The organism is Rhodothermales bacterium (genome assembly GCA_013002345.1).
In the GTDB taxonomy this organism is placed as follows: domain Bacteria; phylum Bacteroidota; class Rhodothermia; order Rhodothermales; family JABDKH01; genus JABDKH01.
In genome coordinates, this window is record JABDKH010000257.1 from 36477 (window position 1) to 49782 (window position 13306).

The window sequence follows — 13306 nt, forward strand, 5'->3', positions numbered from 1 at the left end:
ATGACCGCCGATTCGGTCAGATCGTTGGCCGGTTACTTCAGCAGAACCATCGTCCGCGTCATCACCTTGTCCGCGGTTTCAAGTCTGTAGAAGTAGGTTCCGCTGGCCAGGTCCTTCGCGTCGAAGTTGACGCGGTAGGCATTGGCAGGCTGAACACCGTCTACCAGTGTCGCGACGCGGCGTCCGATCAGATCATATACGTGCAGCTGGACTCGCTGCGGCGCGTTGATCGCATACTCGAACGTCGTGGTCGGGTTGAACGGGTTCGGGTAGTTCTGGCTCAGCGAGATGGCCTGAGGCAGTTCCCCGTCAATAGGCTCAACCGCGACGAGAGTTGGATTCTCTTCGAACGGAAGCGCACCTTCGGGCTGATACGTTTCAGACGGGAAGGAGAAGTCCGCCGGCCAGCTACCGTCCCCGTTGGCCGGAACGAACCGCACGCGACGACGTCCCGTGCCCGAACCCAGACCCTGTCCCGCTTCATCCTGGAACGCATCCACTGCAGGCCGGCCGTACGTGTACTTGTACCCGATTCCGGCATACGTCGGACCCGTCACCGGGACCACGCCCGAGTACACATTAGCACCCTCAAGTGTCAAGGGATAGGCAAGAAGCCGCGCGAAGTTGCCCGCGTTCGCCTCGATGCCCTGCGTGAAGTTCCAGATCGGATCTTCGACGAGAACAAATACCGAGTCGGTCGACGGTACAAACGGCTCCGTTGTAACCAGCAAGGCGGCCGACATATCAACCGTAAACGTGACGTTGGTTGTCACGCCATCCGGCATGATGTTCCCCGAGAGGATGTTGTTGAACTGGGTCCTTCCGATGTCCTGCAACGGCTCTCCGGCCCATTCGAATACGCGGTTGGCGCCGGTCGTGTTCAACGGCTCTTCCCATCCGGCCGGTGGATCTACCCCGAACTCCGCAATAAAGGCGTCATCCTTGAAGTTGATGAAGTACTTGTAATTGACCGTGCTACCGACGACCCTCGACAGCGCCACTTGCTGCGAGAAGACAGTCGGCTCGAACGGATCGGGAAGCAAGAGACAGTCATCCGGATTGTCACAATCCCAACCGTTGAAGTCGCCACGTACCTCAAGAGTATCTCCACGTGCGCGGTCGAACACTCCGATAGCCTGCAAAGGCGCAAGGTCGACGGAATACAGGACCGTTCCGGCGACCGGCTCCGTTCCGATGGGAGCTCGCGGGTCGTTGTTGAAGTACTTCCAACGCAGCGTCGAGTCCTGTGCCGGCACCGTGAAGGCGCGATCACTAATGCTCTCCCACCCGATGGTGAAGCCATCCTGAGCGTCGTCGTCGACCGTGAACTTGTACTTCTGCTCCATGCCGATAGCGCTGGCCGGATACGTGATCTGACCCGAATACAGGTCATAGCCTGTCTTTCCCATCTCGGCAACTTCGCGAGTTAGCGTAGCTATCGTGGAATCCTTTTCGCCCCAGTCGCTCGGCGCGCCGGGAGCCGGCGGGCCACCGCGGACACTGATCGTGATGTCCGGGTTCTCTGCATCATAGCCCGCGTTCGTCGCTGCGTCGCGGGTCTTCATGAATACGCGGAACCAGACGGCCACCGAGTCACCCTCAGCACCAAAGGGACGCCAGTCGTATTCGCCACGATCGCCGGACACACCGCGCCACTCCGACTGCGACTCAAAGTAGTGCAGCGGCAACGTGGTATCGCCCGGCGCCGGACCGATCTTTGGATTCGGATCTGCCTCCCATCCGTTCAGCCCGGCATCTTCGGCCTGCTGCGAGAAGAACTTGAACTGCTGCAGAGAATCAGCGATCTCGAACTGAAGTCGCCAGTAATCTCCACCGATGTTCGTCGGCTCGAGCGTGCTGGCGGAACCCCAGTCGATAATGTTGCCGTCGGAGAGCGTGTCCGGCGGTGAATTATCGGCAGTACCACGTACCTCAATCAGGCCGTTGGCGTTTGTGGTGTCAGGTATCGTCGCCGTGTTCAACGTCAGCGTGACCACCCGCTCCTGCGCACGCGCAGGGACAACGGCGGTCATCAAGAGGAACACAGCGGTTAACCAGCACCACTTGATAGTAGTCGTCTGCATTTCACTACTCCTGTGGTTTGTTTGAAAAAACACCCTATTGCATTTCATGCTGTTGGGATTTTGCGATGCCGGCAAGACTACCGGCAGATTCATGTTCAAAATTGAACGGTCAAAGTAAACCGGCTGATGTCGGAGAAAAACTCCTGCAACTCATAAGCATAGTCAACAGCGAAGTCCAGCGGCGCGAACCGGTACCGCAAGCCAACTCCAGCCGACCACGATCGCACGTTGTCCGTTAGGAAGATCTCACCGTACCCTCCTCGCAACATGATCAGATCACCCAGGAGCCCCACTTCGGCTCCGACGTTCACGTACTGCTCACTGTTATTCGGATTCAGTGCATCGATGGCCAGTGTCACTCGATACTGTTCGTTATTGACGACCTCACCGGCTAACCCGATCCGCATCACCAGCGGAAGGTCGAACTCGTCCGTGCGCAGAAGAGCCCGGTTGCTCTCGTTGTTTCCGCGGTTATTCGGATCGATGTCGACCACGACGAGCAGGTCCTCCCCCCCGATCTGCATTTTCGACCCGAAATTACTGATGGACGCTCCAAGTCGGATACCATGAAAAGGTGTCTCGAACATGGTGCCGATGTCGAACGCTACTCCGCTGGCTGTCGAATTCCAGATTCGCTCGTTGACAAGTTTGATGGAACCGCCAATACCAAAACGGTCGGTCAGAGATTTGGCGTACGCCAGTGACACGGAATACGACGAGGCATCGAACTGCTCACCCGTGCCATCCGGCTCGTTGACCGTTGTGACTTCCATATCGGGCACGCGCATCGAGGTCAACCCGAAGCCGATTGTTCCAAAGCTGCCGTTGACAGCCAAAGCGACATATGAAAAGTCAATTCCTGCCAGCCACTGTGCGTATTCGGCCGTAAAGGCGCCGCCGGTCATTGACGCGAGGCCGGCCGGGTTCCAATAGATCGAGGTCGGCCCTTCAGTCGACGCGCTGATTGCATTGCTCATGGCCGTCGCACGTGCTCCGACCGGAATGCTGAGGAACTCCGCCGCCGTTGTCCCGCGCTTCGTGACGTCTCGTGTGGTACTGTCAAACTGCGCAGAAACCGGCAGGGCAGCTACGCCGCAGAGGAGGAGCAGTGCCAGCGCGATCGGGGTGCTTCTTCTGATGATCATGTGTTTGTCCATGGCTCTTACGGCGCGTACCGCTACTTGATAATCGCGAAGGTGCCTGTCTTCTCTCCGATACCAGGCGCTTCGACGTGATAGAGGTAAACTCCGTACGAGACGGTCAGATTATCACTGCTCTCTAGATCCCAGTCCAGCGTTCCATCCAGCAGGTCGGCTGCAGTGAGTCCGTCGTTCCCGCCCTCGTCTCGGCGAAGTACACGAACCAGCTTGCCGCCAACAGTAAAGATACGAACCGTCGCTCGCGGTGGCAGGTGCGTGAACTTGATAAGCCGGGGGCCACGGCCCGTACTGAACGGGTTGAGCGGCTCGAACCGGTTTGTGACAACGTACGGATTCGGCACGACGCGAATCATCTCCAGCAGTGAGTCCGGATTCGACGCATCAACCGACGGCGGAGCCGTAGTGAACTCAAACTCATCCGTCGAGAGGAACGGCTTCTTTGTGATGATGTCGATCACATCTCCTTCCTGCGGGTTGCGAGCACTCTGCACGGTGAAGTTGAGACCGATTTGCCACGTGTATCTCGGGCCGGCCTCTTCCGCGCCGATTAGCGGCTCGTACAGTATGATGAGATCGGTGCCGAAGGAACTGGCCGGATCGGCTGTGAACTCCGCAGGCTCGGTCGACGTCACGTTGATCAACGGATCGCCGGTTCGATCGATGAAGACATAGTCTACGGGCGTCTCGGTACCATCAGGCGCCAACCGATAAACAGCCACATTGGTTGCAATCGACGGTACGGTCAGGCCCGGCCTGAGCGTTCGTTCGATCGACCGGCCCTGCTCCGGCGCCAGAACTCGGATGCGGTAGTCAGAGGGATTCCGGATACCCTTGATGAAGGGCGGAAACAGGAACGGGTCGAGCGAGATCGGATATGCTCCGGCCGGCTCCCAAACCGTGCGCACGCGGTCGACAACGATGAACGGCTCAGGAACAAAAACCAGATCGAACCCGATGGGACGCCCGACGTCATCGAGAACCGGAAACTCGATTCCGGACTTGAATGCTATAGAGCGCTGGAGAAGTGTATCGCCTGCAGTCACGTCAATCAGCGAGAAGTCCTTCGTCGCCAGCGTATCGGGCGCAGTCGCCGAGCCCTTGCGAAGCGTGTCGCGAAAAACCACACGATACTGATGGTTGTCGGCAATGACGGTCGGGTCGACAATGTTGTAGAAGATCCGACTGGTCGTCGAACCCTTCGTACGTCTTAGATCTTTCAACTGTGCTGAGACGAAACCTGCCACGGGAGCAGCAGGGGTCACTTCGACGACGTTGGGCCCCGTCTCGATGGTACCGTCCGCCAGGCGCCGGATCCGAATCGGCGTCTCGGTGGGCGGAATATTGTCGATGGCCGACCCATAGTCGTAGGCCGTAACGGCGTAGAAATACCGGATGCCATTCGTCACGGTCGAGTCGACGAACGTATGCGCCAGGCCGTTTGAGGCTTCGCCCGGATCCCGACGATTGTTGCCGAGATAGAACTTGACCCCGTTGATGTCGACGGGATGAAATCCCTCGAATCCGTCTATGCGATCGAACTGTGCAATCGGCTTTCGGAAAAGCAGGTTGCCGAACCCGTCCGTGATGATACGAGGATCAAGAAACGCGGGGTCCGTCGATCGATACACGCGATACCCTTCAAAGTCGAAGGGATCGCGGCCGAGTCCTGCGAGGAACTGGTCGAACGACTGCTCCGCCTCGGAATCCCAGTACAACGTCACGCGCTGGTCACCTTCGACAGCTCTCACGGTGGGCGTGACAGGGGCCTGAGCAAACTGGTAGTCCTCGAGGTAGGCCTGCAGCGCATTGTCGCGCGTATCAAGAACCTCCTCCCGCGTCACTCCGATCTGAATGGACAGGGAAATCCGCTCGGTCTGCCCGGCAGCCAGAGGGAAAAGCCCGCTGGAAATGACAAGGTCGCTCTCGCCCGGTGGCGGCGGCTCGACGTCGAAGTCGCCGGGAATCATGAACGAGTTGTACAGAAAGCGGTCAGACTGCGACTGGAAGTTGAGGGAGAAGGCCGGAATAATTTGAACATTCGTGATTCCGATCTGATCGGACTCCGAAACATCGGTCTTGTCAATATTTCGCTCACCGGGAAAGTCCGTGCCGGCCCCGGTCGTAGGCACACCGTCGGAATCACCGGGGTCGCCGTTGAACGGCACGCCATCGAGTCCGGCATCGTGCTGGAGAGCGTTCCAGTCGCGGTCGTTGTCGATGCCATCGGACCGACTCTCATCGATCATCTCGTCGAAGCCCTCATCGATCCCTTCGTCGATCGCTCCGTCGCCGTCGTTATCAATGCCGTCGGCGTAAGCCTTGCCCAGATCCTCCGGACCGACGGCGTAGAGCACAATGTTCGTGTTCGGCACCCGATAGCGTCCGTACGGATCTCCCGAAGCTTGATCGACAATCGCCTGGTCTATCAACGGCGATCCGGGTTCGGAGAGCGACGGGTAGTCGGCGGTTGCGCTTACGTGCGAATCGTCGTTGTCAATATTATCGCGAAAGGGCAGACCAATATCCTGTTCGTCGAGATCCACCACGTGCACGATGGGCCGTCCATTCAGGTCAATACTTGTCGCATCATTGCCGGGGTTCGGCGGCCAACGCCTCCATCTATCCCCGGCTGACGCCGCAATCATTTCAGCCGTGATCGTCGGACCACCCGTCTCGCCATCCTGATCATTGTCAATGCGATCGGCAAAACCGACGCCGACGCTCGAGCCCTGCTCACCTGAGAACGGAACGTGCGTCGTGTTCTCGTCGATCAGCCCGTTTGCGTTGTCGTCAACACCGTTGGTGCGATTCTCGCCCACCAGAAACTCCTCTGATACGACAGGGCTGTTGCACTCACCGATGAAGGGAAGACAACCGATGGTTGAACCGTCGCCGTCGTTATCGATTCGATCAGCCGCATTGCCCGGCGTCTCCAGAAAGGCAAAAACGGCTTCGCCGACAGGATCCGATCCGAACGGCTCGGTGCCGATACCGTCGGCGTCGGTCATGAATGCAACGTCTTCCTCGATATCGAAGAACGGTATGTCGTCGGAGGCGTCACCACCGACGAGGTCGGCGAGCCACATGGTGAACGCAACACGATCGAGATCTTCCGTTCCGTCGTTGGTAACACCGTGAATAACAAAGACGGCATCATCAATCAGAATCTGACTCCAGGCGAGCATGCGCACGTCGGCGATCATTCCCATTCCTTTTCGCGACAGGTCGGTCGAGTCGGGGAAATAGGTCGGATAGCGATCGTACTGGTCGTCGCCAACTTTGAAGAAGAACTCCTGATCGGCGTTGAAGATGTCCTTACCGAAGAAGCCGTTCCACGAACCGGCCCAGCCGGGATCGTCCGTATCGTCAAGCTTGTCCGGCCAGAACGGTGGCCACGAATCCTGTTCGTCGGACTGTGCCATCCCGGCCGCCTCGGTACTCGCCTCTCTATTCGGGTTGACATAGCCCTTGATCGGTTCGAGCGTCCACGAGACATTCTCTTCGCCGGGCTTGCTTCTGAAGTCAGCCACGTCAACGACCCAGAGTGAGTCGCCGTTGTTATCTCGGACGCGGGCTCCGATCCAGAGCTGCGTCAGTGAGATGTAGATGCGGTTTGTGTTTTTGGGCCACTCGTAGAAGAAGTCCTGCTGTGAACTCCCCGACTGGGCCGTCTGCGCCCAGTTCGTGATCGTCGCCCGGATGTTATTCGCGTCGATGTTGTCACGCCTGCGCTCGAATGCATCCACGCGTTCGCTGCTCGGCACGTGATCCCGGTCAATGACTCCCTGCGCGGCCACCGGTCCGACGATCAGAAGCCCTGCACCAACCAAAATCAGCGAGAGCAACCACCGCCTGCGGTTTGATCTTATTCTCATTATTCCAGATTTCAACGGCATTGAATACACCTGCACCACGCTCGCTAGTACCTGATTTCGACGCCAATCTGAATCCGTCGGGGTTCACTGTAGAACCCTGGACGCACCCAGAATCCCGGATCATACGAATCGGGGTTAAACGCCTGCAGCGTAACGTCCGGCTCGCCCGTATCACCGAACACGCCCTGCACGTTTCGACGATCGAACAGGTTGAACACCTCGATGAACAGGCGTGGTCTTACCGAGCCAAGACTGAATTCTTTGTAGGCACTCAGGTCGATCTCCCAGGCAGAGGGCATACGCCTCGAGTTCTCGGCGAACTCCGGCTGAACGTCGTTACCGACGATGGCCGCTTCGGGGAAACTGGGGTCGTACGGAAACCCTGACTGAAGCCGTGCGCGGAGAGACGCGCCCCACTCGTTTCCACCAAGGTAGAAACCGCCCGCGATCTTGTGCCGCTGATCCCAGTCGAGCGGCAGGAGGGCCAGCTTCCGTTGTGCGTTCCCCAGTGAAGCGAAAAACTCGTCGGCCGGGTTGGAGTTCGACCCTTCGACGACCTGAAACGTGTAGCTCGCGTCAAATCCCCAGTGATCCGTGAATCGCCGGCTCAGGCTCAGCGTGACGCCTCGCGTGTTCGCGTAATCCCGGTTCGAGTAGACGACGTACGAGATGCCCGGCTGGACCGTCAGAATGACCGGCGACGTGGAAACCCAGTTTCGAACGTCCCGATAGTAGCCGGTAACATCCAGCACGTACTCGCCGAATCCCTGCTTGAAACCGATCTCGTACATCGTAGTGCTCTGCGGCTCGAGATCGGGATTGCCGAACGGACCGTATTGTCCGGATGAATTCGGAATCTTATAGCCGAAATTGTCAAACAGATTGTTCAAGGTCGGTATCTGGTAGAAGAGCCCGAACGAGAAGTGGATGACTCCCTGTGCAGATATGGGGTAGGCCACACCGAGTCTTGGAGAAATCGTGGTCTTCGATCCGGGCTCAGCCCACCAGTACTGCTCGCGATCTTCAATCGTGAGCTGGTTATCCGCCCGCTCCTCCGCGGTGTCGATAAAGCCGTTGCCATTCTCGTCGCGGAAGCGATTCTCCTTCTTCAGAGGATTGAAGATGTTGGGATCCGACGGATCGGCAGGAATGACTGAACGCGAGTCGAAGTAATCCATACGGATTCCCGCATTCACGATGAAATTCTCGTACTCGATTTTGTCCTGCACGTAGGCGCTGATGTTGATGGGCTCGACGCCATCAAAACTGCTGAATGAGGAGGAAGACTCTTCTGGAATGGCCGGCCTGAAATCAGCTCCGGACGTCGGGGCGCCCTGAGCGTCGGTCGCCGGGATAAGCCCGTATCCCGTCAACTCAAGATTATCCAGCTGCGCCTGAACCCCAATCTTCACGAGGTGATGCTCGCCGAGCTGGCTGGAAAGATCCGCCTTGGCCAGATACGATCGTGTTGTCCTGTTGAAACGACCCAGGTCGGTGCCGCCCCGAAGAAGCCGCAAGCCGCCGGTGGGTACGGAATCGGGGGGACTGATGTTGAAGTCGTTGTAGCGCGTGTCGAACGGATCGTCATACAGTGCAGCCTCGGCACGCTTGTAAAATGTGGCGACGTTGAACGTGTAGAAGGTCGTGTTGCTCAGGAGATGCGTGACCTTGATTTTGAAGTCGTACCCGTTGTTGTCAAACGCCTGTCGGCCATCCGGCACCCATCGGCGGCCCTGGTCTGCACTGCGGCCCGTATCGATCGATCCCAGCCCAATCAGGTTGACGATGATGCGGTTGGTTAGCCGGATCCGAACGTTTCCCTGGAGGCTCAATTTCTCGAATGTGTTCATCGGAACGAGTGAACTGTCGCCCGGTGTACCATCGATATTGAACAACCGTGCGCCATAGAACCAGCCGTCGTTCTGGAAATAGCGAGCCAGACCGTAGAAGGTGACGCGGTCCGAGAGAATGGGTCCCTCAAGCGAGACGTTCGCGTTGTAGTAATGACCCGGTTTGAAGGGCAGGTACGAATAGACATTGACGTCCCGGTACTGAACCCCGGCACTGGTGAACTCGTCAACGGCTGTGCCACGCAGGAAATCTTCCCCGCCGTCGCCCCCTACTGCATAGGTCCCCGCATACACTTTAGCCGAGCCACCGAATCGGTCGCTACGCCCCTCTTTCGTCACGATGTTGATGACACCGGACATGGCGTTGCCGTACTCGGCATTGAATGTGCCGGACACCACCTGGAGCTCCTGGATGCCTTCATTCTCAAGCTGAATCGCCGCTGATCCATCGTAACGATCAGTGACTGGCACACCATCGACCATATATGTGATCTCGCTGCTTCGGCCACCACGAATGTGGATGCCATCCCGGTTTGTAATTCCGGCCTGGACCTCCAGTATCTGGCCGAGTTCGGTAACGGGTAGCTTATCGATCGTCTCGGCGGTCACGCGTGCTTCCGAGCTCGTCAGATCCTTCTTGACCGTGATGGCCTCGGCAGTCACGACAATCTCGTCGCCCTCGATGACCTGCTCACCGAGCTCAAAGTCGACGGTCGTCGTAAGGTCGACGTTAACCTGCACGCCCTCCTTTCGCTGCGTCGTGAAACCGATGAAGGACGAAGAGATCGTGTACACGCCAGGGCGAACGCCGATAATGACGAACCGGCCGTTCAGGTCGCTTGCCGTACCCTGGGTCGTCCCTTCTATGAAGACGTTGACGCCCGGTAGCGGATCACCTGTCGCCATGTCGGTGACCGTACCGACGATCTTGCCAGTCTGGGCGCCTGCCGATACAGAAATCAGCAGCAGCGCCGCACTCAATACGAGTTTCTTGAATCGTAGCATCGCAACCTATGAAGCCTGCTCTTGTCTTAACTGGAGAGAGCCCAATGTCTCATCAAATATGGTCACCGGGTAGCGACCACGCAATTCCCGCGCATGGTCCCTTACCGCCTTTCGCAACCAGACGAATTCCAACTGGCGCCTGATGGCATCCTTGGCGTCGGCGTATTCCGCCTCTCGTTCCGGCTTTCGCTCACCGACATACAGCACCACATAGCGACCTCCGACCTCGATGGGTCCAAGAATGTCGCCCGATTCTGCCGAGAAGACGCGATCCGCAAGCACGCCGAGTTGATCACGGGCAACAAATCCGAGTGCTCCGCCTCGCTCATCAGCTCGTGGCCGGACCGACCTGCGACGGGCGGTATCTGAGAAATTGTCGGGCGTAACGGTGCCACGCACAGCAATAGCTTCCTCTCGACTCTCAAGCAGGATTTCGCGCACAAAGACCTGTTCGGGCAGCCGAAACTCTGCACGATTCGTCGTGAAGTGCGAGCGAAGCGAATCCTCCGGTATTTCGAGGTTGTCGGCCAGTGCTTCCCACGCGCGCTCGTAGGTCCAGTCTCTCAACTCGTCTTCAAGGGCCCGCTTGAACTCCGGTGCCTCCTCGATTCCCGATCCCCGTGCCCGGCGAAGAATAGCCAGGCGGATCATGATGCCTTCGAGGAAGGCGTCGAGGATTTCGGGGGTCCGGACCATTGTTCGTTGCTCGGCGCTGGCGAAAACGGCCTCGTCGAAGAACTCGCCAACTGTGAGAGTCCGCCCGTCCAACTCGACCAGGACGTCATTCATCTCGATATTCGTCACTTGTTCTCGACGGTCGATGGTCGTCCCGACGAGCCGCTCAAAAAGCGCGGCCAGAACGGGTTCGTCGATCCTGGGTGCGATCTCCTCAAGAAGTGCATCATACGTAGCCTTCTTCGCAAGCTGGCGACGGCGAACAACTACGTAGCGGCTAAGATTGGCTTTGCGCTCCGCGAATTCGGTTTCCGAGATGACAGGTTTGACCAGACGATCATCCAGCCGAATGACGGAATAGCCCTGCGCCGTCCTGACGGGCGGCGATATCTCCCCGACTTCCAGTGCATAGGCAGCCTCTTCAAAGGCCGGATCCATTTCGTCGAATCCGAAATAGCCAAGAGAACCCCCGTTTTCTGCCAGCGCCGGATCCTCGAAGTGCTCGCGGGCGAGATCCTCAAAGCGCTCTCCCCGCTGAAGCCTCTCGTGCAGGGTTGCGGCAGCGTCAAGCGTCGGTGCGTACAGGTGACTTGCTTTCAGCGTCGTCTTGGTTCTCAGGAAGAGCTGCCGAAGATCCTGCTCCCGGACAGCAATCGAATCGTACACGGCCCGCGCCAGATAGCCTTCAATGAGCAGCTTTCGTATGACACGGTCGCGTGAAAACTCATACTCGGGAGAACTGGCAACTCCATTGTCATTCTGCTCACGCACGAGGAGATCGACGGAAATGAGTCGCTCGAGGAAATCCCGACGGCGCATGGGTGTGTCTTCCAGGCCTGTCTCGAGCAGGTACTGCGCGTATTCTGTTCTGTAGCGATCTACTGTGATTGGCACGCCGTCGACGTCTGCCACTGCGACCGGGTCGTCACCAGCAGGACGGATGATGCCGAGCCAGGCGGCCGAGGCAGCGGCTGCAATCAATACCACTATGATGGCCGGCTTACGCATTCGATGGCTCCCTCGCTACGCCGCGAACGGATTCGAGTACCTCGTCCATTGCGCCAGACTTTTGTTCAGCGACGGTCGATCGACGCACCACGACGCTCGGCGCAAGGACGGTGTGCCGTGCCCCGAGTTCGGGCTCGGCGATGCGCGCCAGAAGCATTTCCGTTGCGAGGCGGCCCATATCGTACATGGGTTGCCGAAGCGTACTCAATCCGATGTGTCGGCTGAAGTGAAGATCGTCGAAGCCGATAATCGCTACGTCATGAGGAACCGCCAGGCCACGATCCTGAACGGCTGCCAGGGCTCCGACAGCCTGAACGTCGGAGGTGACGAACACTGCATCAGGCTTGCCACGATCAAGCAGTGCATTCATGGCAGTGTAGCCCTGAGCTTCACTGAAGCCGTGTCGCGTCTGATCCGTGCTCGCCATGACAAGATCATGGTCGACGGGGATTCGCTCATCTTGCAGCGCCCGACAGTAGCCTTGATAGCGATCGTGCGCAGGAACCGAGCCGGCGTGCCCCATGATGAGGCCAATTCGCGAGTGACCTTGCTCAATCAGGTGCCCGGTCGCCAGATACCCGCCGAGCTCATTGTCGATCGAAACGGAATCAAAATCCGGATGGGAGCAATCAACGAACACCGCTCGCTGCCCGGATCGCCTGAGTTTTGCGATTCTACCGTCGTCGACGGGCGTCGAAAATATCATGGCGCCGTCGGACCGACCCCGATGCAGGGCGCGGTCCAGCTGCGTGCCGACTTCCTCCATCGTTCGAGCGGTGTAGACGAGAAGATCGAACTCACTTTCCGCCAGTCGATCCTGAAGCCCTCGAAGTACTTCCATGAAGAAGTAGTTCGTGATCATAGGGATCACGGCGGAGATAAGGCTGGATTTTCTGCGTGCCAGACTTTGAGCGGACGCGTGAGGCTGGTAGCCCAGCTCTGACGCAACCTCGAGCACTCGTCGCCGGGTCTTCTGGGCGACCCGGGCCTGGTTGTTCAGTACGCGCGACACCGTGGCGATGGAGACGCTGGCCCGCTCCGCGATATCGTATATGGTGACGCCCAAATATGCAGTTTTATTGCGGTTTCTCGTTTGCAGAAACTGCAAAAAGAAAGCGCTTACATGTGTCGTAGCCGCAAGGTAAAGGCATAATTTCATCGATTCAACAGGGAGGGTGCCTCCTCGCGACGTGCTGTCGACGCGCGCCCGACTTCGCCGCCCGGAAGTCTTCAGAAAACGCCTCGCCCTGCTCCCCTGGAACGCGAAAAGGTTTTCATGAAATGGGAGCGAAAGCCGCGCAGAACCGATTTGGGGACGCCGAATTGCCCTTTTGCTGACCTGCCGTCGATGCGTCCCCTGTTCGTCACCGGCTGACCAGGACCACGCCGGAGCGCGGTAACAGCGATGCGCGATGACTTGATACCACTGAGAACGCGCCGCGACGCGACGATAACTCAGGCACGAACGTGCTTGCACGAGCCAGTTCAAACTCTCTCGTTTCACCCGAGATGTTGAACACAACCGTGAGACTGTCGCCTGGCAGCGTGCGCCGGTACGACAGAAGTCCGGCGTCGTCATCCACAATCGTATAGTCGATATCGCCCCCGACCAATAATCGGTTCTTCGACCGGCGTAGATGGATGAGGTC

7 protein-coding genes are annotated in these 13306 nt (G+C 58.2%); all 7 read right to left on the minus strand.

Features of this window, described 5'->3' with window-relative positions:
* Positions 1 to 32 precede the first annotated feature (32 nt).
* On the minus strand, positions 33 to 2177 hold the full coding sequence (locus HKN37_12655) for a T9SS type A sorting domain-containing protein (GenBank protein NNE47497.1): 2145 nt from the start codon (positions 2175 to 2177) through the stop codon (positions 33 to 35).
* 2 nt (positions 2178 to 2179) lie between these two features.
* Positions 2180 to 3229 carry a PorV/PorQ family protein gene (locus tag HKN37_12660; protein ID NNE47498.1) on the minus strand — a complete coding sequence of 350 codons (1050 nt, stop codon included), beginning with the start codon at positions 3227 to 3229 and terminating at the stop codon, positions 2180 to 2182.
* Between the two features lie 32 nt (positions 3230 to 3261).
* Positions 3262 to 7119, minus strand: coding sequence for a hypothetical protein (locus HKN37_12665; protein NNE47499.1), 3858 nt, complete (start codon positions 7117 to 7119; stop codon positions 3262 to 3264).
* A gap of 44 nt (positions 7120 to 7163) precedes the next feature.
* Positions 7164 to 9974 (minus strand): TonB-dependent receptor, encoded by a 2811-nt coding sequence (locus HKN37_12670; GenBank protein NNE47500.1) that lies wholly within the window; start codon positions 9972 to 9974, stop codon positions 7164 to 7166.
* Between the two features lie 6 nt (positions 9975 to 9980).
* The gene (locus HKN37_12675) at positions 9981 to 11657 is read right to left on the minus strand and encodes a peptidylprolyl isomerase (GenBank protein NNE47501.1); all 1677 of its coding nucleotides are present in this window, start codon (positions 11655 to 11657) and stop codon (positions 9981 to 9983) included.
* A complete protein-coding gene (locus HKN37_12680; GenBank protein ID NNE47502.1) occupies positions 11650 to 12723 on the minus strand; it encodes a LacI family DNA-binding transcriptional regulator in 1074 nt (357 codons plus the stop codon). The genes HKN37_12675 and HKN37_12680 overlap by 8 nt, the downstream gene beginning before the upstream one ends.
* Before the next feature lie 298 nt (positions 12724 to 13021).
* The gene (locus HKN37_12685) at positions 13022 to 13270 is read right to left on the minus strand and encodes a hypothetical protein (GenBank protein NNE47503.1); all 249 of its coding nucleotides are present in this window, start codon (positions 13268 to 13270) and stop codon (positions 13022 to 13024) included.
* Between the last annotated feature and the right edge of the window lie 36 nt (positions 13271 to 13306).

Bases quoted from the DNA above. Each gene is read 5' to 3' on its own strand.
- HKN37_12675 (NNE47501.1), bottom strand. From the start codon at position 11,657: ATGCGTAAGCCGGCCATCATAGTGGTATTGATTGCAGCCGCTGCCTCG.
- HKN37_12655 (NNE47497.1), bottom strand. From the start codon at position 2,177: ATGAATCTGCCGGTAGTCTTGCCGGCATCGCAAAATCCCAACAGCATG.
- HKN37_12660 (NNE47498.1), bottom strand. From the start codon at position 3,229: ATGATCATCAGAAGAAGCACCCCGATCGCGCTGGCACTGCTCCTCCTC.
- HKN37_12670 (NNE47500.1), bottom strand. From the start codon at position 9,974: ATGCTACGATTCAAGAAACTCGTATTGAGTGCGGCGCTGCTGCTGATT.
- HKN37_12665 (NNE47499.1), bottom strand. From the start codon at position 7,119: ATGAGAATAAGATCAAACCGCAGGCGGTGGTTGCTCTCGCTGATTTTG.